The following is a 23,052-nucleotide window of genomic DNA, read 5'->3' as shown; positions in this document are numbered from 1 at the left end:
CGACTTAGGTCGCCTTTTTTATTGCCCATTTTTTATCAGAGCATTCGCGAGTGGTAATTTCATAGGTTACAATAGCGCCATAACGTACACATTGTTGGTAAATTAAATAGCATGATCAATCAAGACACAATTGCAGCACAAGCAACCGCACCTGGGCGTGGTGGTGTTGGTATAATTCGGGTTTCTGGCAGCCTTGCCAAAAGCGTTGCTGAACAAGTTATTGGTAAAATACCAAAAGTGAGATACGCCGATTATGTACCATTTAAAAACTTAAATGGCGATCAACTTGACCAAGGTATTGCCATTTATTTTGCCGGACCTAACTCATTTACTGGTGAAGATGTACTTGAGTTGCAAGGCCATGGCGGCCCAGTTGTGCTTGATATGCTACTTAAAGAAATTAGCAAAATAGAAGGTGTACGCTTAGCAAAACCAGGTGAGTTTTCAGAGCGTGCATTTATGAACGACAAGCTTGATTTAACCCAAGCAGAAGCAATTAGTGACCTAATTAATGCCACTAGTGAACAAGCAGCTAAAAGCGCCTTACAATCACTTCAAGGTGAGTTTTCTAAACACATTGAAACACTGGTTGAAAAAGTAATTCATCTTCGTATGTACGTAGAAGCAGCAATCGACTTTCCAGATGAAGAAATAGACTTTTTGTCAGATGGCAAAGTATCGGGCGATCTAGACGCAATTATAAACCAATTAAACACCGTAACTGACCAAGCTAAACAGGGAAGTATAATGCGCGAAGGTATGCGTGTTGTGATTGCAGGTCGTCCTAACGCGGGTAAATCAAGCTTGCTTAATGCTCTAGCAGGCCGAGAGGCAGCAATAGTAACCGAAATAGCAGGTACCACCCGCGACGTACTGCGCGAACACATTCATATTGATGGCATGCCACTGCATATTATCGATACCGCAGGTCTTCGTGAAAGCCCTGACCGCGTAGAGCAAATAGGTATTGAGCGCGCATGGGATGAAATAAACCAAGCCGACCGCGTTTTATTTATGCTTGATGGCACCGATACTGTAGACACCGACCCACATAAAATTTGGCCAGAATTTATGGCAAAATTACCAAAAGGTATGGGGGTTACAGTGATCAGAAACAAAGCCGATTTATCGGGTGATATTGTAGGTTTAGATGAAAACCGACAATACCCGGTCATAAGTTTAAGTGCTAAAAACGCTGAAGGTATAGAGCTCGTTCGTGAACATTTAAAGGCCTGTATAGGTTTTGACGGCGCAACAGAAGGTGGCTTTATGGCTCGTCGCCGTCATTTAGACGCTTTAGAAAGCGCAGCTTATCATTTAGATACGGGTAAAACGCAGCTTGAAATGCATGTTGCAGGTGAAATTTTGGCCGAAGAGCTGCGCCTAACGCAGCAATTTTTAAACGAAATAACCGGTGAGTTTACTTCAGACGATCTACTTGGAAAAATATTTAGCTCGTTCTGTATTGGTAAATAAAAGACCTAACAATTAAATAATTAAAAATTAAGGGCGTAAAAACGCCCTTTTTTACTGCCTAAATTAAGCCTTTCTATATCAACATATGGATATTTTTTAGATAAGCTGAGTGCTATTTTAGGCTCTTATTTTCTCTAAATTAGTATCTTTAAATGCTTATTAATGGCCTACTTTACAAGATATAACCGCCTATTTAAGGTGATATATCTCCCACATACGAATAAGTTAAGCCACTATAATTAACCTTAAAACAAGCTGAAATCACTGTTTTTAATATTTTATTAGCTAAAATTGCAGCCTTAATTGGCTATATATCAAAAAATAAGGCGATCACATGTGTGTATTGATCGCGCTATCCACCAGCTCAAACATGTAAATGCATGATCGAATATCACAAAAACTTTAAATTTAGTCAGATCAGTTATCCACAATTTCCATTTTTTGGACAAAAATCCAAAATTTTTTAGCTGAAATACACGTTATTAGCTCTATTTTTAGTAAAAAGCGGCCGTTATAAAAACTATTTTGATATTTATTTAATAAGATCATATTTAATTGATCGTTATTTAAAATTATTTTCGATCTAAATAATCGGTTATCAACACCCTTTATATCCACACAATGATCAACATTACTTCTATATTAAACATTCATCATAATTGGACTTACAAAAGCTTAAAATCAATAACTTACAAATTTTTAGCTAAATAGAGTATAAAGTTAAACAGAACTTCCCCCAATCTTATTAACAGTTTGATCAGAAGGTTACATTTGAAGGTATTATTTTACATCTATATAAATCAACAACTTAAAAAAACTTTAAACAATGATCTAAAAATTAGCCTAAAAATAGTTATCCAAACCCACACTCTTCCCTTTACTGCAGTTTGTACTCGGCTATCATAGGCAGCAATTAAAACTAATGCGATCATAACTAATCATGAGTTCAGTAAATATTATTGTGGGCAGCCAAATGGGATCGGCCGAGTATGTTGCGGAGCAATTAAACGATGAGCTAAATAACCAAGGTATTACAACCCAACTCCATGATCAGCCAAAATTTAATGAAATAGATCAACACAATACGCTCTGGTTAATATGTACATCTACTTATGGCGCAGGTGATTATCCCGATAATCTTTTAAGCTTTGTAGAACAAGTAGCGCAATCAACTGATTTAAAGCATTTAAAGTTTTCGGTTATTGCATTAGGTGATACCAGCTACGACACATATAACTTAGCAGGGCGCAATATAGAAGCACTACTAAGCAAAAAAGGCGCTATAAAAGTGGCTGAACGCTTAGAATTAAATATATTAGACGAGTCACTCCCTGAAGACACAGCCCTCGCTTGGTTAGGCACTTGGGTTACCCAAACAGGTTTAAAATAAAGAGATCAAGTAAAATCTCATATAAAAGTTACTCACAATTTACTAATAATTTAATTAATAATGTGGATAAAGTTTGAATAAACTGCATTTTAAAGCATGCTTATCCATGGGATAAGATCTAACTAATCGCCCCCTGTGCATAAAGTGGCTTTTTGATCAGTGCTTATTTGTGGGATGATCCGATCATATTAACACCTTTAGATCTGATCTAATTTAATGTTTTTAAACAAGATCTAAAGCTTATCAACAGAAAACCCGATCAGTAGTAGTAATAGTATTAAAAGATCTCTTTAAAAGATCCTTTATATTATTAGAGATCACTTACTTAGATCTGAGCACAGTTTAATCATTTATCTTCTGCTCATTTCTAGGTAGAATACGCTCCCTTTTGAAGTTTACCGGTTTGATTTAAGTAGGATCCCATTAATGATTTTTCATGAAAATTTTGACGTTATCGTAGTAGGTGGTGGACATGCAGGCACTGAAGCCGCATTGGCAGCTGCCCGTATGGGGATGAATACCCTGCTACTAACTCACAATATGGATACCCTTGGTCAAATGTCTTGTAACCCAGCAATTGGTGGGATAGGCAAAGGTCATTTGGTAAAAGAAATCGACGCGCTTGGCGGTGCAATGGCACAAGCTATTGATAAAGGCGGGATCCAATTTCGTACTTTAAATTCTTCAAAGGGACCTGCGGTTCGTGCAACCCGTGCACAAGCTGATCGCGCTTTGTATAAAGCGGCTATTCAAACCACATTACAAAACCAAGAAAACTTAAAAATATTTCAGCAGTCGTGTGATGATCTTATTGTTGAAAACGATCGAGTAACCGGCGTAGTAACTCAAATGGGGTTACGTTTTAGTGCACCTAGTGTAGTACTTACCGTAGGTACATTTTTAGGTGGCCAAATACATATTGGTTTAGAAAATTACAAAGGCGGACGTGCAGGCGATCCACCATCAATTGCTTTAGCACAACGATTACGTGAACAACCTTTTAGAGTAGATCGTTTAAAAACAGGTACTCCACCACGTATTGATGCGCGTACGGTTGATTTTAGCAAAATGCAAGAGCAACCAGGCGATACCCCTACACCTGTATTTTCATTTTTAGGTAAACAAAGTGACCACCCGCAACAAATACCGTGTTACATCACTTACACAAATGAAAAAACACATGATGTTATACGCAAAAACTTGCATCGTTCACCTATGTACTCAGGTGTTATTGAAGGCATTGGTCCACGTTACTGCCCATCTATTGAAGATAAAATTGTTCGCTTTGCAGATAAAGACAAACACCAAATATTTGTAGAGCCAGAAGGTTTAACATCTTACGAGCTTTACCCTAATGGTATTTCGACAAGTCTACCGTTTGATGTGCAATTAGAAATAGTGCAATCGATCACCGGTTTTGAAAATGCACATATTTGCCGACCAGGTTATGCTATTGAATACGATTACTTTGATCCACGTGATTTAAAACAATCACTAGAAACTAAATTTATTGAAGGCTTATTCTTTGCAGGCCAAATAAACGGAACTACTGGCTACGAAGAAGCAGGAGCGCAGGGCTTAATTGCTGGTATGAATGCGGCACTTAAAGTGCAAGGTAAAGATTCGTGGACGCCACGTCGTGACGAAGCATACGTTGGTGTATTAATTGACGACTTAGCAACGCTTGGTACAAAAGAACCTTACCGTATGTTTACTAGCCGTGCTGAATACCGTTTATTGTTGCGTGAAGATAATGCCGATATTCGTCTAACTGAAAAAGGCCGTGAGCTAGGTTTAGTTAACGATGAGCGCTGGCAGGCATTTAACGAAAAAATGGAAATTATCGAAAAAGAAAAACAACGTATAAAAGACACCTGGATTCACAAAGATCATACTGTTGTTGATCAAGTAAACGCTTTATTAAAAGCTCCATTAACGCGTGAAGCAAGTTTAGAAGAATTACTACGCCGCCCAGAGATCCGTTATGATGATCTAATGGCTATTGAAGGCTTAGGATCTGAATTTACAAATAAAGCGGCTTTAGAGCAGGTTGAGATCCATACAAAATACGCAGGTTACATTGCCCGTCAGCAAGATGAGATCAATAAACAGCTTCGCCATGAAGAAACAATCTTACCAAAAGAGTTTGATTATAAAACCGTATCAGGTTTATCAAACGAGGTAGTGGCAAAACTAGAAGAGTCTCGTCCGGATACTATTGGTCAGGCTTCGCGTATTTCTGGTATCACACCAGCAGCTATTTCGTTATTATTAGTGTATCTGAAGAAGCAAGGCTTATTACGCAAATCTGCGTAACTGTAAGGGCACCTAGTGTTACAACAACAATTAACTACATTGTTAGCGCAAACTGATATTGCGCTAACAGAAAAACAACAGCAACAGCTTGTTCGTTACGTTGAACTATTGGATAAGTGGAACAAAGCGTATAACTTAACCTCAGTACGTTTACCTCAAGAAATGATGGTAAAGCATATTATGGATAGCCTTGTTGTTGCACCTCATTTACCCGGTCATCATTATATTGATGTTGGTACAGGCCCTGGGCTTCCTGGTATTGTATTAGCTATTGCACTTCCTAATACTCAATTTGTATTACTCGACAGCTTAGGTAAGCGTGTACGCTTTTTAATGCACGTAAAGCATGAACTTGGGCTTGATAATGTTACCCCGGTACAGTCAAGAGTTGAAGAATATCAGCCAAGTGTTAAATTAGATGGCGTACTCAGTCGTGCATTTGCATCATTACAAGATATGGTTGATTGGTGTTCACACCTAATTGATCAATCTGGCCATTTTATTGCGCTTAAAGGCGTTTACCCTAGCGAAGAATTAGAGTCATTACCCGCTGGCGTAAAGTTTGAGAAAAAAATTGCATTAGAAGTACCTGAGTTAGATGCACAACGACATTTAATTATTCTTTCTAAAGACTAGGGATCAGAGACACTGTGGCAAAAGTCATCGCATTAGCAAATCAAAAAGGGGGTGTAGGTAAAACTACGACCGCTGTTAATCTCGCTGCGTCTATGGCCGCAACGAAGCGTAAAGTGCTGTTAATTGATCTCGACCCGCAAGGTAATGCCACTATGGGCAGTGGTGTAGATAAATATGGCGACGTGCCCACTATTTACGACCTACTTATTGAAGATAAGCCCATTGAAGACGTGATCATTAAAGAAACATCTGGCGAATACCATATGATTGCAGCAAACGGAGACGTAACCGCTGCCGAAGTTAAACTAATGGAATTATTTGCCCGTGAAGTGCGTCTTCGTAATGCACTTGAAAAAATTCAGGACCAATACGAGTTTATATTTATAGACTGCCCGCCTTCATTAAACATGCTAACTGTTAATGCTATGGCCGCTGCAGATTCTATTTTAGTACCAATGCAATGTGAATATTATGCACTGGAAGGCCTAACAGCATTAATGGATACCATTACGCAATTGGCTAAATTAGTAAACCCTGAATTAAAAATTGAAGGCATATTACGCACTATGTACGATCCGCGTAACCGCCTAGCAAACGACGTTTCAGAACAATTAAAACAACATTTTGGTGATAAAGTGTATCGCACTGTGATCCCACGAAATGTTCGTCTAGCTGAGGCGCCAAGTTTTGGTGCACCTGCTATGTACTACGACAGAGCATCAAGTGGCGCAAAAGCGTATTTGGCACTTGCCGGTGAAATGCTGCGCAGAAAAGAAAAAACAGCGTCCGTTGTCGCCTAACTTTGAGGTAAAAAAATAACATGTCTGCTAAAAAACGAGGTTTAGGCCGAGGACTCGATGCACTTTTAAGTTCGTCTAAGCCTGCACCGAGCGCCAGCAAGGAACAAGACACACAAAACGTAACAGAGGTTGTCAAAAGCACAGTTAGTGCTACAGATAACCCGTTACAAACATTGCCTATTGAGTTTTTGCATTCAGGCAAGTACCAACCTCGTAAAGACATGTCTGAAGAGGCACTCGAAGAACTCGCCAGCTCTATTCGCTCACAAGGAATTATTCAACCTATTGTTGTGCGCCCTATTGCCCACAATAGCTATGAAATTATTGCCGGTGAACGTCGTTGGCGCGCAGCGCAAATTGCAAAACTAGACGCAGTTCCATGTATTATTAAAGATGTACCCGATGAAGCCGCCGTTGCTATAGCACTGATTGAAAATATTCAGCGTGAAGATTTAAATGCAATGGAAGAAGCGGTTGCGCTTAATCGTTTATTAAATGAGTTTGAATTAACACATCAGCAAGTGGCTGATGCAGTTGGTAAATCAAGAACCACCGTAACAAACTTATTACGTTTAAATAATTTAAATAGTGATGTAAAAATTCTGTTAGAACATGGTGACATAGAAATGGGCCATGCGCGTTGTTTACTCGCACTTGAAGGCGAAGCGCAGTCTGACGCAGCACGAACTGCCGTTGCAAAGGCACTAACAGTAAGAGAAACTGAAAAGCTAGTGCGTGCAATTTTAGAGCCAGCACCCGCCAAGCAAGAACACCAAAAAGACCCAGATGTTAAACAGTTAGAACAACAATTAGCTGAAAACCTAGGTGCTAAAGTAGAGATAAACTACAACAAAAAAGGCAAAGGTAAATTGGTTATTTCATATACTAATTTAGACGAGCTTGACGGCATTTTGAATCGTATTAATCACGACAATACCCACCATTGATCTATTACATGTCTAAAAAGAGACATTTGTAGCAAATTTGTGTTACAAACACTCTACTCAAGTTGCAAAACTGGCAGGATACAGTATAATTTCGCCAGTTTTCACACCCTAACGATTTGAACGCCATTAAGGTTAACAAAAAGTGAATAATAAGTTAGCAAGTCCGTATAGGCTTGCCGCATTTAAACTAATTTGTCTTCAGGGTGTTGTAGCATTATTTGCTGCCGTAATTATTTTTATTGGTTTGGGAGTTGAAGCCAGTCTGTCAGCGTTAGCTGGTGGTGCAGTTGCGATACTTCCTCACTGTGTTTTTGCACTTTACGCATTCCGATTTATGGGGGCGAGTCGTGCAGAACAAGCGTATAACGCGTTAAAACGCGGTAACGCACTAAAGTTTATGCTGACAATCATATTGTTTGCGCTAGTACTAAAGCATTTTCCGGTAGTTCTACTGCCCTTTTTTAGTATCTATGTACTGGCTTTATTCACTGGATTGTTTGCACCCGTTTTTTTTAAACATTAACTTTTGGGATATAACATGGCTGCAGAAGAAGTTACTCTATCTAGCCATATCCAGCACCACTTAACCAATGCTAAGATGTGCTCGACCGACGCCGGTCTAGCCTTCAATAAAGCATGTACGGACAGTGGTTTTTGGACATGGCATGTAGATACCCTCGCATGGTCAATCGGACTAGGTCTTATCTTTTTATGGATCTTCCGTAGTGCCGCTAAAAAATCAACATTGGGCGTACCAGGTAAATTTCAGTGTTTCATTGAAATGATAGTTGAGTTCGTTGGCGACAACGTACGTGATACTTTCCATGGTAAAAGCAAGCTGATTGCACCATTAGCATTAACGATATTCGTTTGGATATTCTTAATGAACTTAATGGATTTAATCCCAGTTGACTTCTTACCTGCATTTGCTGGTTTAGTAGGTGAGCAAGCCTTTGGCATGGACTCACACGACGTATACATGAAAATTGTACCAACAACAGATATAAACTTAACTGCAGCGCTGGCGCTAGGTGTGTTTATATTAATGATTGGTTACTCAATTAAAATTAAAGGTATCGGCGGTTTTATTAAAGAGCTAACACTTCACCCGTTTAGTTCAAACAATACAGCTATGCAGATTCTTTTAATCCCATTCAATCTATTACTAGAGCTTATCGCATTGGTTTCTAAGCCGTTTTCACTGGCGCTGCGTTTGTTCGGTAACTTATATGCAGGTGAACTAATCTTCATCCTTATAGGTGCGATTGGCTTAATGCAACTACCGTTGCACTTTGTTTGGGCTGTATTCCATATCTTAGTAATCGTATTGCAAGCATTCGTATTCATGATGCTAACAATCGTATACCTAAGCATGGCAAGTTCAGATAATCACTAATTTATACACTTTTAATTTTTACTTTTAATTACAATTGAAACTTTGGAGAAAAAAATGGAACTAGTATTAGGTCTTAAGTACATCGCAGTAGCTTTACTTATCGGCTTCGGTGCAATCGGTACAGCAATCGGTTTTGGTAACATGGGCGGTAAATTCCTTGAAGCATGTGCGCGTCAACCTGAGCTTGCACCATCGCTACAAGTTAAAATGTTTATCCTTGCTGGTCTAATCGATGCTGTAGCAATGATTGGTGTTGGTATCGCGATGGTATTGTTGTTCGTACTTTAATTTTATTTTTTGAACAGCTTACTATTTAAGGAGGAGCGGTTGTGAACTTAAACGCCACTCTTATCGGTGAATTAATTGCGTTTACGGTGTTCGTACTTTTTTGTATGAAGTTCGTATGGCCACCACTAAACGGTGCAATTGAAGCTCGCCAGAAGAAAATCGAAGATGGTTTAGCTGCCTCTGATAGAGCCGAAAAAGACTTAGAACTTGCGCAACAAAAAGCTGCAGAACAGCTTAAAGATGCAAAAGCTCAAGCGGCTGATATCATTGATCAAGCTAAAAAGCGTGCCGTGCTAATTGTTGACGAAGAAACAGTTCGTGGACAAGAAGAGCGTGAAAAAATTATTGCTCAAGGGCACTCTGAAATTGAATCAGAGCGTAACCGTGTGACAGAAGAGCTACGTAAGCAAGTAGCAACACTGGCTGTGGTTGGCGCAGAGAGAATTTTAGAGCGTGAAATCAATCAAGCCGCACATAGTGACATCGTTGAAAAACTTGTCGCTGAGCTGTAATTAGGAGGGTATGAGCATGTCTGAATTGACTACTATCGCTCGCCCATACGCTAAAGCGGCTTTTGAACTTGCCGTTGAAAAAGGCGCTATTGAAAGCTGGAATGATATGTTGTTTTTCGCTGGCCACGTTGCCAGCGACGAGCAAGCATCAGCCATTTTAGCTGGATTGCCTACTGCTTCTGCACAAGCTGAGTTATTTATTAACTTATGCGCAGAGCAGCTCAACGAACAAGGTCAGAACCTAGTGAAGGTGATGGCTGAAAATGGACGTTTGATTGCACTGCCTGAGGTTGCACAGTTATTCGCTGCGTTTAAAGCAGAGTATGACAAAGAAATCGATGTAGACGTGATTTCGGCAACCCCTCTTACTGCAGCGCAGCAAGAGTCATTGGTAGCGACACTTGAAAAACGTTTCGCACGCAAAGTTAAGCTGAATTGTAGTGAAGACGCGTCAGTAGTTGGCGGCCTTATTATTAAGGCAGGCGACACTGTAATCGACGGCTCTGTACGCGGAAAATTAAACCGCTTAGCCACAACACTACAATCGTAATTGGGAAAAAGAGCATGCAACTTAATTCCACTGAAATTTCAGAACTAATCAAACAACGTATTGAGAAGTTCGAAGTTGTAAGTGAAGCTCGTAACGAAGGTACAATTGTATCTGTTACTGACGGTATCATCCGCATCCACGGTCTAGCTGACTGTATGCAAGGTGAGATGATTGAGCTTCCTGGCAACCGTTATGCTATCGCACTAAACCTTGAGCGCGACTCAATTGGTGCAGTAGTAATGGGTCCATACGCTGACCTTACTGAAGGCGTAAAAGTATACACAACTGGTCGTATCTTAGAAGTTCCTGTTGGTGCTGGCTTACTTGGTCGTGTTGTAAACACACTAGGTGCTCCTATCGATGGTAAAGGCGCTTTAGACAACGACGGGTTTGAACCTGTAGAAAAAATTGCACCAGGTGTAATCGAGCGTCAATCTGTAGATGAGCCAGTACAAACTGGTTACAAATCTATTGATGCGATGATTCCAGTTGGTCGTGGTCAGCGTGAGCTTGTAATCGGTGACCGCCAAACAGGTAAAACTGCACTAGCAATCGATGCGATCATCAACCAAAAAGACACAGGCGTTAAGTGTGTGTACGTAGCGGTTGGTCAAAAAGCATCTACTATTGCTAACGTAGTACGTAAATTAGAAGAGCACGGTGCACTTGCAAATACTATCGTAGTTGTAGCATCTGCTTCTGAGTCTGCGGCACTTCAGTACTTAGCACCGTTCTCGGGCTGTACTATGGGTGAATACTTCCGTGACCGTGGTGAAAACGCATTAATCGTATATGATGATTTATCTAAGCAAGCAGTTGCTTACCGTCAAATCTCATTGCTACTTAAGCGTCCACCAGGTCGTGAAGCATACCCAGGTGACGTATTCTACCTTCACTCGCGTCTTTTAGAGCGTGCATCGCGTGTAAACGCTGATTACGTTGAAAAGTTCACTAACGGTGAAGTGAAAGGACAAACTGGTTCATTGACGGCATTGCCTATCATTGAAACTCAAGGCGGCGACGTTTCTGCGTTCGTACCGACTAACGTTATCTCTATCACCGATGGTCAGATCTTCTTAGAAACTGACTTATTCAACTCAGGTATCCGTCCGGCAGTAAATGCTGGTATCTCGGTATCGCGTGTTGGTGGTGCTGCACAAACTAAAATCGTTAAGAAACTAGGTGGCGGTATCCGTCTAGCCCTAGCTCAGTACCGTGAATTAGCTGCGTTCTCGCAGTTCGCGTCTGACCTTGACGATGCTACACGTGCTCAACTTGAGCATGGTGAGCGTGTAACAGAGCTAATGAAGCAGAAACAGTACGCGCCAATGTCTGTTGCTGAAATGTCTTTGTCGTTATTTGCAGCTGAGAAAGGTTATCTTAAAGATATCGAAATCGCTAAAATCATGGATTTCGAAGCAGCTTTACTTTCTTACGCAAGTAGCACATACGCAGAGCTTGTGGCTCAAATCAATGAAACTGGTAACTACAACGCCGAGATCGAAGCGCAACTTAAAGAACTTCTAGAGAAGTTCAAGTCTACGCAAACTTGGTAATTTAGTTATTAATGGTGCGCTTTAGTTTACTAAAGCACACCTTGATTCGGAGAGAGAGTCATGGCCAGCGGAAAAGAGATTAAAAGCAAGATCGGGAGTATTAAAAATACTCAAAAGATCACTAGCGCAATGGAAATGGTTGCTGCGTCTAAAATGAAAAAGGCGCAAGAACGAGTGGCTTCAAGCCGTCCATACGCTGACAAATTACGCAAAGTGATTGGTCGTGTTGCTCAAGCAAATCTTGATTTTACTCACCCGTTCTTAGAAGAACGTGAAGTAAAACGAGTTGGTTATATTGTTATCTCTACTGACCGTGGTCTATGTGGCGGCTTAAACTCAAACGAGTTTAAGAAAGTTGCATTAGACATAAAAGCATGGAAAGAAAAAGGTGTAGACGCAGAGTTTGCAACTTTAGGCAGCAAAGCTGCTGGTTTCTTTCAACGCTTTGGTGGTCAAGTGCTTGCTAAAAAAGCAGGCCTAGGAGATAAACCTTCAGTACAAGACGTTATTGGTCCTGTAAAAGTAATGCTTGATGCATTCTCTGAAGGTAAAATTGACCGTTTATTCCTGGTATATAACAACTTCGTTAATACCATGAAGCAAGAGCCAACAATAGATCAGTTACTCCCTTTGCCAAAAGCTGAAGAAGAAGTATCTGCCCACACATGGGACTACTTATACGAACCTAACCCAGACGCTATTTTAGAGTCTTTGTTAGTTCGCTTTGTAGAATCTCAGGTATACCAAGGTGTGGTTGAGAACGCTGCCTCTGAACAGGCTGCCCGTATGGTTGCGATGAAAGCCGCAACTGATAACGCTGGCGACCTTATGGATGAGTTACAGCTTGTTTACAACAAGGCCCGCCAAGCGGCAATCACACAAGAAATTAGTGAGATTGTTTCTGGTTCAGCCGCAGTTTAATGCTTCAGGCAAAGATTAACGAGAGGAATAGACATGAGTTTAGGTAAGGTCGTCCAAATTATCGGTGCCGTTGTGGATATTGAATTTTCACAAGACAACGTGCCAGCCGTATATGACGCGCTAAAAGTAACAGATGGCGATTTAGCTGGTTTGACTCTAGAAGTTCAACAGCAGCTAGGTGGCGGTGTGGTACGTACTATCGCACTAGGTACTACAGACGGTTTACGTCGTGGTGCAGCAGTATCAAACACAGGTGAAGCGATTCAAGTTCCAGTTGGTAAAGCAACACTTGGTCGTATCATGAACGTACTTGGTGAGCCAATCGATGAAGCTGGCCCAATCGGCGAAGAAGACCGTATGTCTATTCACCGTGCAGCGCCTTCATACGAAGAGCAATCAAGTTCAGTAGAACTTTTAGAAACAGGTATCAAGGTAATCGACCTTGTATGTCCGTTTGCTAAAGGTGGTAAAGTTGGTTTATTCGGTGGTGCCGGTGTTGGTAAAACCGTAAACATGATGGAACTTATCCGTAACATCGCAATCGAGCACAGCGGCTACTCAGTATTCGCAGGTGTTGGTGAGCGTACTCGTGAGGGTAACGATTTCTACCATGAGATGAACGATTCAAACGTACTTGATAAAGTATCGCTTGTATACGGTCAGATGAACGAGCCTCCAGGTAACCGTTTACGCGTAGCGTTAACAGGTCTTACTATGGCTGAAAAGTTCCGTGACGAAGGTCGCGACGTACTTTTCTTCGTAGATAACATCTACCGTTATACACTTGCGGGTACAGAAGTATCAGCACTACTTGGTCGTATGCCATCAGCGGTAGGTTACCAGCCTACACTAGCTGAAGAAATGGGTGTACTTCAAGAGCGTATTGCATCTACTAAGACGGGTTCAATCACATCAATCCAAGCGGTATACGTACCTGCGGATGATTTAACGGATCCATCTCCAGCAACAACGTTTGCTCACTTAGATGCAACAGTAGTACTTTCACGTGATATCGCATCACTTGGTATTTACCCAGCGGTAGATCCACTTGATTCATCTTCACGTCAACTTGACCCATTAGTAATTGGTCAAGAGCACTACGATACAGCGCGTGGCGTTCAAACAGTTCTTCAGCGTTACAAAGAACTTAAAGACATCATCGCAATCCTAGGTATGGACGAGCTTTCTGACGAAGATAAGCAACTTGTATCTCGTGCACGTAAAATCCAACGTTTCCTATCTCAGCCGTTCTTCGTGGCAGAGGTATTTACAGGTGCGTCAGGTAAATACGTTTCACTTAAAGACACAATTGCTGGCTTCAAAGGCATTTTAAACGGTGAGTTTGATGACCTTCCAGAGCAAGCGTTCTACATGGTTGGCTCTATCGAAGAAGCTCAAGAAAAAGCCAAAAGCATGTAATTAGGAGGGTAGTATGGCAGCTATGACTGTACATCTTGACGTAGTAAGCGCAGAGCAGAACTTGTTTTCTGGTTTGGTTGAATCGATTCAAGTATCTGGTAGTGAAGGTGAGCTTGGTGTTAATGCCGGTCACGCGCCACTACTAACTGCCCTTAAACCTGGTATGGTGCGTTTAGTTAAGCAATTTGGTGAAGAAGAACTCATCTACATTGCTGGCGGTACACTAGAAGTTCAGCCGAACATAGTGACCGTACTTGCAGACACAGCCGTTCGTGGTGAAGACCTGGACGAACAAGCTGCAGAGCAAGCTAAACGTGACGCTGAAGCGCAAATGGCAAAAGGTGCATCGTCAGAGCTTGATTATAATCAAGCGGCAATGCAGCTAGCTGAAGCGGTAGCACAACTACGTGTTATTCAGCAATTACGTAAAAAGTAAGCCTATCTGGTTTATAAAAAGCCCACTTTAAAGTGGGCTTTTTTGTGCTTGATTGATGACTCTATCTAGCTTTGCTGATAATCTAAACAACATTAAGTAGTTAGTTTTAATAATTAAATCCTATCAAATTATTAGCTATAAGGACGTAGTGACCTCCCAATGAAACCGTCAACTTTTTCAGAATCAATAGTAGAAATTAAGTTTGGAGCATGGCGTTTAAACCCCAAACAGCAAACTATTAATGATGGTGTAATTGAAAGGGAATTGGAGCCGCTACTTTTTAAAATTCTTAGTTACCTCATTCTTAATAAAGAGTCGATAATTACCCGTCAAGACCTAATTGACGACGTATGGTGTCAACATTATGTTGACGATAACGCCATTAACAGAGCTATTTCAGAACTGAGAAAAGCCCTTAAATCAGATAAACAACGCGGCTTAGTGGTAAAAACACATTACAGAAAAGGGTATAGCTTTTTTTTAGAACCAGAGATCATACATCATGAAAAAGGTACTTCGTCATTTAGCCAAGTTAACGCATTAAAAGAAACACCTAATAAAAAACAAAAAAAGTTAATCGCACTAATAACAATATTAGTTTTAGGTGCTTTTATTAGTATTTACATGTTTCAAAGTTTATCTAGTCTAGATAACGAGGTTGGAAATGATACGTTACTAAAGGTTGAGACAAAAAGCCCAAATATCGTAGAGAAAAAATTTAACGAAGAAACGCTCTCTTGGCGACAAGGTGTATTTAGCCAAATGGTACTTTCTCCTGACAACTCAACTGTTGCACTTTCATTTATTGAAGAAGATCAATCATATTCAGTGCTTTTGTTAAAAAACCTACATACAGGGCAAGAAAGAAAAATCTCAGAAACTAACGCTAATATTTTTCCTGCAGGTTGGTCTATGGATAGCGAACGTGCAATTTATAAAGTAGAAAGTAAAGGCAAATGTGGGTTGTGGGAAGTAGATTTAACAAGTAGTGCAGGTAGTAAGTTTTTATTTGATTGTGAGCCTTCATACCCAATAAATGCGATTAGTATTGATAACAATTCTATTGTCTATTCAAAATATGGTTACAGAAATCGCTCTGAATTATCGGCGCTTGTTAATCTGAATTTAAGCACTGGTGACGAGTTTCAAATAAGTTCACCAAACCTGAATTCGTATGGTGATAAGTTTCTATACTATATTAAAAACAAAAATAAAATTATATTTGAGAGGCATCAATTTAATTCTAGTGAACTGTACATGACTGATTTAGAAGGTGGTGCACAGGTTAAGTTATATGAGACAAAAAGTAGAATATGGTCAATTAACTATCAAAAAGAAACTGATTCATTGTTATGGTATGACAATAAAGAAGAGATATTTTACCAATATTCGTTAAAAAATAACCGTATAGAAAGTAAAATAAAAGTAGATAGTGACAGCCGATACTCACTTACTTACCCTATTGATAATAAAAATATTTTAGGGCTGATATACCCTTTTTCTCATAATATATACAAACTTGATTTGACTTCTCAAAACATCGAACTAGCATCTAAATTTGATAGCCGGTTTGCAAGTTCTATTGGAGAAAACCTTGTATTTTTAAGTAATGATGGGGAATCAATTAAATTAAATACCGTATTTAAAGACGGGAAGGTCAAGTCAAAAAAAGTCAGCTTTAGTTATCGAGACTTTAAAATATCTTCCGATTCTCAAGAAGCCTTCGGCGTTAGTGAAAGTGAAAGTGAAATAGAAATACTCAACTATGAAGATTTATCCGTTAAGGATATTATTACCCCCAAAGGTGATTTGATCTCGGTTAATTATTTACTAGATAAAAATATTGGCTATATTGTGCAGGATAAACCTAGTGCAAACAGCAGCTCTTATATTTTTAATAGAAGTAATTCTAATAGCATATTGTTACCAGTAAAAAATGCAGTGTGGTTTGGTCAGTTACCAAATAACAAACTCATTTTTCTGAATAATTTAGATATGTTGATATTTTTCGACTTATCAACTGGGGAGCAAACAAAAGGCTTTAAAGTAAATAAATCAGCCTATAAACACTCTTTATCGGCAAGCCAAAATAAACTGTATCATTCAACGGGTAAAACTGTGTACGAATATGATTTTTCCGAAAGCTTTAGTGTGTCGCCAAAAAAAGTGTTTGAAATTAGCAAAGCAGAAGATGTTATTCTAGATGTAAATTTTTCGAGTTCAGGTAGCACTCTAACGTTAGAAATAGTTGAATTGGTAAACAACGGGCTTGTAATACTATCGCCGGAGAAAAGCGATTAATTCGAATACATGTAAAGTGATATACCCACTGGTAACTTTCCATTAGTTGGTAAGCATATGGCAAACAATATCCTTAACCCCGATTAATTAGTTAAGTGAAAAGAAGTACCCCACAAGTTACTTTACTGTAATGATAATTTTCACTTATATCCTTCACCAATCCCCGCTACAATAACGCTATTCAATTAAGTCTATTTTTCAGTCAAGATTCAGTACTAGCAAATTAGTTTACTGAGTATTTGCACAGGGTGTGACTTACGTAATCTTCTGCATAAACAGACTTGTTAACTAAAACAACGGAAAAAGGAAATTGTTTTAATGGCTCTAACAACAGTAATTCTTGCTGCGGGTAAAGGTACTCGTATGCGCTCTGCTCTACCAAAAGTGCTGCATAAAGTGGCAGGTAAACCTATGGTGCAGCATGTTATTGATAACGCAAAGGCATTGGGCGCAACCACAACTAACTTAGTTTATGGGCACGGCGGCGAACTATTACAACAACAACTTGCCGATAACGATGTAAAGTGGGTACTGCAAGCAGATCAATTAGGTACCGGCCATGCTGTTGCACAAGCAAATCCTCATATTAACGATGACGATACCGTATTGGTTTTATACGGTGACGTTCCTTTAACAAAACAATCAACACTTGAGCGGTTATTGGCTGTAACACCTAAAAATGGGCTAGCGGTATTAACCGTTAACTTGGTTAATCCAAATGGCTACGGTCGTATGCTGCGTGAAAATGGCAAGCTTGTTGGTATTGTTGAGCAAAAAGATGCAAGCGCAGAGCAGTTACTTATTAATGAAGTAAACACCGGTATTATGGCGGTTAACGGCAAACTGTTAAAAACCTGGTTAGGCAACTTATCTAACAATAATGCGCAAGGTGAATACTACCTAACAGATATAGTTGCTATGGCGCACAGTGAAGATGTAGAAATTACATCGGCTCAGCCAGATCATGCAATGGAAGTTGAAGGCGCAAACAACCGCGTACAACTAGCAGGGTTAGAGCGTGCTTACCAAGCATGGCAAGCAGAAGAATTAATGTTAAATGGTGCCACCCTAGCCGACCCAGCCCGTATTGATGTACGTGGCAATGTTAAAACAGGCGAAGACGTATTAATTGATATAAACGTTATTTTTGAAGGTAATGTAACCCTTGGTAATAACGTACAAATAGGCCCTAACTGTGTACTTAAAAACTGTACCATAGGCGATAACGTTGTAATAAAAGCGAATACCCTTATTGAAGATGCAAGCGTAGCGGCTAAATGTACACTTGGCCCTTATGCACGCCTTCGCCCAGGTGCGGTAATGGAAGAAGACTCTCACATTGGTAACTTTGTTGAGATGAAAAAAACCCGTTTAGGTAAAGGCTCTAAAGCAAACCACTTAAGTTACTTAGGCGATGCTGAAATTGGCGAAAAAGTAAATATTGGCGCAGGTACAATTACCTGTAACTACGATGGGGTGAATAAAGCAAAAACCATTATTGGTGATAACGCTTTTATAGGCTCTAACTCATCACTTGTTGCTCCTGTAAACATTGGTTCTACTGCAACTGTGGGAGCAGGCTCTGTGATCACTAGCACTGTTGAAGACGAGCAACTGGCAATAGCACGTTCAAAGCAACGCAACTTAACCGGTTGGAAACGACCAGTTAAAAAATAATAATTAAAGGCTACTTAGGTAGCCTTTTTTATTGCAGCTTAAGTTTAAATTGATCTTTATAACGCCTAGAAAGGTTAAGCACTTTACCTGTAGTTAGTTTTATTTCGCTGTCGCCGCTGGGGAGTGGTGTAATGCATTCTACTTTATCGAGTTTTACGCCATGACTTCGGTGAATCCTACAAAAGCCCTGCACTTCTAGTTGTTTACTTAATTCAGTGAGCGTCACTCTTAAAGGGTAAATGGACGTACCAATATGTAAATTTACATAATTGCCTGAAGATTCAAGCCAATCCACGTCGTCAATTTTTATAATAAATTCTTTACCCCGCTTTTTAACTAATAAGCGATTAATAGTATCAGTATTGTGTTGCGCACCTTCATCAATAGACGAAGCTTCTCCCAACAACTGTTTAACAATATACTGATAAACTTTAATAAGGGTGATAAAGAATAAAAAGCTTATCGCATCTTTTTGGTATTCATATAAAAATTCAAACCAGCTGAGGCCAAAGTTGTAGTGAAGTTCGTTCAACCAATAAATGAGCTTCCGTCCTCCAACCATTACACTAATATGGAATACGTTGAAAATAATAGACGCTACAAAGTAAGTACACAGCGAAAGCCCAATATTATGCCAATTAAAAGGTACTTTTTTTAATAGCCACACTACAGCCGGAAATATAAGTAACGTGCTAAACGCACTTGAATATTCCCATACAAACGGCTCCCATATTAAAAAAGGAAGTTCGCCGTCTCTTTGCGCCTCCATTATTTGAGTTGTCGCATTAACCGTATTGTTTATTACAACGTAGCTAAACAAAAGTAACGTGGCATAAAAAATTTGAAAACGTTGAAAGTGTTGAAGGTTCATTATGTGTGCTTTTATATTTATAGGCGACAGTTATCCCTGTATACCACCTTTTATCACTATTGCTTGTAATATAAGCACTTATGTATAGTTTTTGCGAGTTATTTTAAGTTAACTACCGGTATCACAAACACATTGGTTAACGTATGAGTACTCAATTAAACGCAATACAATCTACACACTCTCGCCATTACTTTATTGATTGGTTGAGAGTAATTGCATTTGCGACTCTCATTTTTTATCACATAGGTATGTTGTATAGCCAAAATTGGGGGTTTCATTTTAAAAGTAATTATACGTCTGAACTCGTAGAGTATTTTATGTTGCTGTTTTCCCCTTGGAGAATGCTGCTAATTTGGTTTATATCAGGGGTAGCACTTTGTTTTATGCTTGATAAGGTAAGTGGCTATAAATTATGTGCCTTATTTGTTTTAAAGCGTTCTATTTTCATATTACTCCCCCTGCTGGTGGGGCTATGGTTAATTGTGCCTTTTCAGCTTTATGCCGAAATGCATCAACAAGGCGTTATAGATATGACGTATTGGCAGTTCTATTTAGCGTTTTTAGATACCAGTAATAGCATATTTGTTAATTACCAATCTGGCGTATGGCCGCATGTTGATGTAAATCATTTATGGTATTTACGCTCTTTGTGGCAGTTTATGCTTATTGTTTTTATATACTCATTAGTAGCAAAGCTTTCTATTTTTTCTTCTTTATTAAATACGATTAAAGTAAACCTATCATTTTCTATGCTTACAGGCCTATTGGTAATAGCCATGTTGCTTGCTAATAATTGTTTAAAAGGTGATGCAATACGCGAAGTAAGCGGCTTCATATTTTTATTTACAGGCTACTTGTTAGCTAAAAACACTTATTTTTGGAAAAGTTTAAATCGATACCTTTGGCTATTGTGTGCAAGCTTTACTCTATTGTATGTGTGTATTGCTTTGGCGTATCAAAATGAACTGGATTTACCAAACTATGTGTGGACTGCAATATACAATACTCAAAGAGTAGTTGGTGTACTTACCATGCTTACCTTAGCGCAGCGTTTTTTAAATTTTAAAGCAGCTTACTTAAACACACTAAATAGCTGGGTGTTTCCCTTTTATGTATTGCATCAAAGTGTATTAATTATATTATGCTTTGTGCTACAACCTTTTAACCTTGGTCTTATGGTTGAGTTATTTTTAATTATTGTGTGCACTTGGGGGGCGTGCGCAGCTATTACATTAGTGGTAATGCGCATTGATATCATTAGGCCCCTGCTAGGTCTTAAAATAAAAAACAACTATTCGCCAGCGCTTAAAAAAACGGGTTATGTATTGGGTATGTTGCTTACCTTACCGTTAGCCTATCAGTTGGCTTTTTAAAGTAAAAAAGCCGTATTAAAAATGCCATAACTTTGTAATACCTCTGTGTTGATATTTACCTAATACCACACTAAGGAAAAGAACAATGTTAAAAAAATCAATAATAGCGCTTTCACTTTTATCTATGCTGACTGGTTGCTCATTAGATGGCGATGATGGTCAAAATGGCGCACAAGGAGCTCAAGGCGAGCAAGGTACAACAGGTGAAAATGGAATTAACGGCACTAATGCAAATTCGGCTTTAACTATTAACCTAATAGGACGAGCAGTACTCAATGCGCAAAGCCCTGAAGGTGCTGCCGAAATAGTCGCATATCAAGCATCAAAAAAATGGATTTACGCTATTAATAGCTCGGGGGATGCTGCGGTTGTAAATATTATTCCTGCAGACACATTCGATACAGCTGCTCTAGTGCAAGACAACGAAGGCATTGTAAATACAACCAACTTAGGTACGGCAATTACACTTACCTTAAACGACAACACCTCCGGTGACGCAAACAGCATAGCAATAGATGAAAATAACCAGTTACTTGCTGTAGCAATGGCTGCTAAAAGTGTTGGAGAGGCAGGTCAAGTTGCCTTTTACGACATAAGCGGCGATACACCAATATTTATAAAAAATGTAACTGCTGGTTTTTTACCCGATATGGTTACATTTAGCCATGATGGAGCAAAAGTAGTTGTTGCCAACGAAGGGGAACCTAACGGCGACTATAGTATTGATCCACAGGGTTCTATCAGCATTATCAATGTTAATGATGGTGTAATTGCCGACAATGCTACCAATATTGATTTTACAGCATACAACGATAAGCAATCTGAACTTGAAGCACTCGGACTGGTATTTGCTAATCCAGCAGGGCGCACCATAAATGGTAATTTAATCAATACCACCGTAGCTATGGACTTAGAGCCAGAGTACGTCAGTATTTCTAAAGATAACAAATATGCCTACGTATCGATTCAAGAAAATAACGGACTAGCCATCGTTAATTTAGAAGATAACTCTCTTGAGTTAAAAGGGTTAGGGTTTAAAGACTGGTCTAGCTTGCAAATAGACGCATCAGATAAAGACGGCGGTGTTAATTTTAAATCATACTCTGGCTTATATGGCATGTACCAACCAGACACAATTTCAAGCTTTAGCTGGAAAGGTGCAAACTTTATAGTGTCGGCTAATGAAGGTGATGCACGCGAATACTTTTTTGATACAACCGATGAAGCAGATTGCATAGCCAAAGGCGGCGTAGATTTCGATGAAGACGATGGATGTCTTGCTTACATAGATGAAAGCCGCGTCGAAGACCTAACGCTTGCTGCTAATTTTGATTACTTAAATAACGACGATAACGACATCGGCCGTTTAAAAGTGACAACGGTTAAAGGTGATAATAATAACGATGGTCAATACGAATCGCTTTATGCCTATGGCGCACGTTCGTTTACCATTTGGGACAGCAATGGGCTGGTGGTGTTTGATTCTGGAGACGATATAGGCCGTATTACCGCATCAGTTCATGGCGAAGCGTTTAACAATAATGAAGATGAAAATAAAGGGGATACACGCTCAGACGATAAAGGCGCAGAACCCGAAGCGCTAACTGTAGGTACAATTGGCGAACGTACCTTCGCATTTATTGGACTCGAGCGTATGGGCGGGATCATGATTTACGATATTACTAACCCATATGATGTGCAGTTTGAAGACTACTTTTATAACCGAGGTTTAATAGCTGGTGCAGAAATTACCGGTGATCTAGCACCAGAAGGAATGACATTCATACCACGCGAACAAAGTGCAACTGGCGAACCGCTACTTATCATAGGTAATGAGATATCTGGTTCTATCGCAGTATGGGAAATTTCAGCTAATTAACCACTCTGTAAAAAGCGGAAAATATCATGCTTTATTTTCCGCTTTTTATATTGATAGAGTATTAGCATTTAAGTAGAGATTAAAAATGCATGTTTTTTAAGCTAAAAGCGCCCTCTACCCCTTTATTTGTATACCTTTCGTACTAAAAGTATTTTTATTCAAAAAAGTATGAATTAAACGTTGACCCCCACTCGAATATCCCTATAATGCGACCCCACTGAGACGGCAGGCGCCAACGCATAGCGAGGCAAGAGTTAATCAGAGAGTTAAGTAAAACTTTACTTTTAAAGATTCTAAAAAGAAATTTG

At 39.5% G+C, this 23,052-nt stretch carries 20 protein-coding genes; 19 read left to right on the top strand and 1 reads right to left on the bottom strand.

All coding sequences use genetic code 11. The features are described from left to right. The first annotated feature begins 111 nt into the window (after positions 1-111). The 17 genes from mnmE to glmU all read left to right on the top strand — a co-directional run bounded on the left by mnmE (position 112) and on the right by glmU (position 18,621). Positions 112-1,476, top strand: coding sequence for a tRNA uridine-5-carboxymethylaminomethyl(34) synthesis GTPase MnmE (mnmE, locus tag AC27JL_RS18400; protein WP_487196278.1), 1,365 nt, complete (start codon positions 112-114; stop codon positions 1,474-1,476). Positions 1,477-2,416: 940 nt separating this feature from the next. Next, a complete protein-coding gene (gene mioC, locus AC27JL_RS18395; protein ID WP_487196277.1) occupies positions 2,417-2,866 on the top strand; it encodes an FMN-binding protein MioC in 450 nt (149 codons plus the stop codon). Positions 2,867-3,292: 426 nt separating this feature from the next. Continuing rightward, a complete protein-coding gene (gene mnmG, locus AC27JL_RS18390; RefSeq protein ID WP_277053835.1) occupies positions 3,293-5,182 on the top strand; it encodes a tRNA uridine-5-carboxymethylaminomethyl(34) synthesis enzyme MnmG in 1,890 nt (629 codons plus the stop codon). Between the two features lie 15 nt (positions 5,183-5,197). Continuing rightward, positions 5,198-5,818, top strand: a complete 621-nt coding sequence (gene rsmG, locus AC27JL_RS18385; protein WP_010558112.1) for a 16S rRNA (guanine(527)-N(7))-methyltransferase RsmG — start codon at positions 5,198-5,200, stop codon at positions 5,816-5,818. A gap of 14 nt (positions 5,819-5,832) precedes the next feature. Beyond that, on the top strand, positions 5,833-6,618 hold the full coding sequence (locus AC27JL_RS18380) for a ParA family protein (protein WP_006793958.1): 786 nt from the start codon (positions 5,833-5,835) through the stop codon (positions 6,616-6,618). A 20-nt stretch (positions 6,619-6,638) separates the two neighbouring features. Next, complete coding sequence (locus tag AC27JL_RS18375; protein ID WP_039038497.1) at positions 6,639-7,565, top strand: ParB/RepB/Spo0J family partition protein; 927 nt, start codon at positions 6,639-6,641, stop codon at positions 7,563-7,565. Positions 7,566-7,707: 142 nt separating this feature from the next. After that, positions 7,708-8,088, top strand: a complete 381-nt coding sequence (locus tag AC27JL_RS18370) for an ATP synthase subunit I (protein WP_006793956.1) — start codon at positions 7,708-7,710, stop codon at positions 8,086-8,088. A 15-nt stretch (positions 8,089-8,103) separates the two neighbouring features. Continuing rightward, positions 8,104-8,961, top strand: coding sequence for a F0F1 ATP synthase subunit A (gene atpB / locus AC27JL_RS18365; protein WP_006793955.1), 858 nt, complete (start codon positions 8,104-8,106; stop codon positions 8,959-8,961). 54 nt (positions 8,962-9,015) lie between these two features. After that, the gene (atpE, locus tag AC27JL_RS18360; RefSeq protein ID WP_004335261.1) at positions 9,016-9,249 is read left to right on the top strand and encodes a F0F1 ATP synthase subunit C; all 234 of its coding nucleotides are present in this window, start codon (positions 9,016-9,018) and stop codon (positions 9,247-9,249) included. Between the two features lie 41 nt (positions 9,250-9,290). Then, entirely contained in the window at positions 9,291-9,761 is a 471-nt protein-coding gene (gene atpF, locus AC27JL_RS18355; RefSeq protein ID WP_006793953.1) for a F0F1 ATP synthase subunit B, read from the top strand. 16 nt (positions 9,762-9,777) lie between these two features. Further along, positions 9,778-10,311, top strand: coding sequence for a F0F1 ATP synthase subunit delta (atpH, locus tag AC27JL_RS18350; RefSeq protein ID WP_006793952.1), 534 nt, complete (start codon positions 9,778-9,780; stop codon positions 10,309-10,311). 14 nt (positions 10,312-10,325) lie between these two features. Continuing rightward, positions 10,326-11,867: a F0F1 ATP synthase subunit alpha gene (atpA, locus tag AC27JL_RS18345; protein WP_006793951.1), complete on the top strand. Its 1,542-nt coding sequence runs from the start codon at positions 10,326-10,328 to the stop codon at positions 11,865-11,867. Positions 11,868-11,927: 60 nt separating this feature from the next. Further along, the gene (gene atpG, locus AC27JL_RS18340) at positions 11,928-12,788 is read left to right on the top strand and encodes a F0F1 ATP synthase subunit gamma (protein ID WP_010558110.1); all 861 of its coding nucleotides are present in this window, start codon (positions 11,928-11,930) and stop codon (positions 12,786-12,788) included. 33 nt (positions 12,789-12,821) lie between these two features. After that, the gene (gene atpD / locus AC27JL_RS18335; RefSeq protein ID WP_006793949.1) at positions 12,822-14,207 is read left to right on the top strand and encodes a F0F1 ATP synthase subunit beta; all 1,386 of its coding nucleotides are present in this window, start codon (positions 12,822-12,824) and stop codon (positions 14,205-14,207) included. 13 nt (positions 14,208-14,220) lie between these two features. Next, positions 14,221-14,643, top strand: coding sequence for a F0F1 ATP synthase subunit epsilon (locus tag AC27JL_RS18330; RefSeq protein WP_006793948.1), 423 nt, complete (start codon positions 14,221-14,223; stop codon positions 14,641-14,643). A gap of 159 nt (positions 14,644-14,802) precedes the next feature. Continuing rightward, positions 14,803-16,944, top strand: a complete 2,142-nt coding sequence (locus AC27JL_RS18325) for a winged helix-turn-helix domain-containing protein (RefSeq protein ID WP_487196276.1) — start codon at positions 14,803-14,805, stop codon at positions 16,942-16,944. Between the two features lie 318 nt (positions 16,945-17,262). Then, positions 17,263-18,621, top strand: a complete 1,359-nt coding sequence (gene glmU, locus AC27JL_RS18320; RefSeq protein ID WP_487196275.1) for a bifunctional UDP-N-acetylglucosamine diphosphorylase/glucosamine-1-phosphate N-acetyltransferase GlmU — start codon at positions 17,263-17,265, stop codon at positions 18,619-18,621. Positions 18,622-18,649: 28 nt separating this feature from the next. On the opposite strand, the gene AC27JL_RS18315 is transcribed toward glmU, so the two are convergent. After that, a complete protein-coding gene (locus AC27JL_RS18315) occupies positions 18,650-19,492 on the bottom strand; it encodes a LytR/AlgR family response regulator transcription factor (RefSeq protein ID WP_487196274.1) in 843 nt (280 codons plus the stop codon). 143 nt (positions 19,493-19,635) lie between these two features. Here AC27JL_RS18315 and AC27JL_RS18310 point away from each other — a divergent pair, with 143 nt between their 5' ends. Both AC27JL_RS18310 and AC27JL_RS18305 read left to right on the top strand, forming a co-directional pair. After that, complete coding sequence (locus AC27JL_RS18310; protein ID WP_487196273.1) at positions 19,636-20,865, top strand: acyltransferase family protein; 1,230 nt, start codon at positions 19,636-19,638, stop codon at positions 20,863-20,865. Between the two features lie 85 nt (positions 20,866-20,950). Beyond that, entirely contained in the window at positions 20,951-22,744 is a 1,794-nt protein-coding gene (locus AC27JL_RS18305; protein WP_487196272.1) for a choice-of-anchor I family protein, read from the top strand. The last annotated feature ends 308 nt before the right edge of the window (positions 22,745-23,052 follow it).

The organism is Pseudoalteromonas sp. 4NS20-0020 (genome assembly GCF_057554385.1).
This window is presented reverse-complemented; position numbering and strand designations above follow the sequence as displayed.

What these genes read in the sequence shown, in the direction of transcription:
- mnmE (WP_487196278.1), top strand. Translation starts at nt 112, where the DNA reads ATGATCAATCAAGACACAATTGCAGCACAAGCAACCGCACCTGGGCGT.
- mioC (WP_487196277.1), top strand. Translation starts at nt 2,417, where the DNA reads ATGAGTTCAGTAAATATTATTGTGGGCAGCCAAATGGGATCGGCCGAG.
- mnmG (WP_277053835.1), top strand. Translation starts at nt 3,293, where the DNA reads ATGATTTTTCATGAAAATTTTGACGTTATCGTAGTAGGTGGTGGACAT.
- AC27JL_RS18375 (WP_039038497.1), top strand. Translation starts at nt 6,639, where the DNA reads ATGTCTGCTAAAAAACGAGGTTTAGGCCGAGGACTCGATGCACTTTTA.
- atpB (WP_006793955.1), top strand. Translation starts at nt 8,104, where the DNA reads ATGGCTGCAGAAGAAGTTACTCTATCTAGCCATATCCAGCACCACTTA.
- atpE (WP_004335261.1), top strand. Translation starts at nt 9,016, where the DNA reads ATGGAACTAGTATTAGGTCTTAAGTACATCGCAGTAGCTTTACTTATC.
- atpH (WP_006793952.1), top strand. Translation starts at nt 9,778, where the DNA reads ATGTCTGAATTGACTACTATCGCTCGCCCATACGCTAAAGCGGCTTTT.
- atpA (WP_006793951.1), top strand. Translation starts at nt 10,326, where the DNA reads ATGCAACTTAATTCCACTGAAATTTCAGAACTAATCAAACAACGTATT.
- atpG (WP_010558110.1), top strand. Translation starts at nt 11,928, where the DNA reads ATGGCCAGCGGAAAAGAGATTAAAAGCAAGATCGGGAGTATTAAAAAT.
- atpD (WP_006793949.1), top strand. Translation starts at nt 12,822, where the DNA reads ATGAGTTTAGGTAAGGTCGTCCAAATTATCGGTGCCGTTGTGGATATT.
- AC27JL_RS18330 (WP_006793948.1), top strand. Translation starts at nt 14,221, where the DNA reads ATGGCAGCTATGACTGTACATCTTGACGTAGTAAGCGCAGAGCAGAAC.
- AC27JL_RS18325 (WP_487196276.1), top strand. Translation starts at nt 14,803, where the DNA reads ATGAAACCGTCAACTTTTTCAGAATCAATAGTAGAAATTAAGTTTGGA.
- glmU (WP_487196275.1), top strand. Translation starts at nt 17,263, where the DNA reads ATGGCTCTAACAACAGTAATTCTTGCTGCGGGTAAAGGTACTCGTATG.
- AC27JL_RS18315 (WP_487196274.1), bottom strand. Translation starts at nt 19,492, where the DNA reads ATGAACCTTCAACACTTTCAACGTTTTCAAATTTTTTATGCCACGTTA.
- AC27JL_RS18310 (WP_487196273.1), top strand. Translation starts at nt 19,636, where the DNA reads ATGAGTACTCAATTAAACGCAATACAATCTACACACTCTCGCCATTAC.
- AC27JL_RS18305 (WP_487196272.1), top strand. Translation starts at nt 20,951, where the DNA reads ATGTTAAAAAAATCAATAATAGCGCTTTCACTTTTATCTATGCTGACT.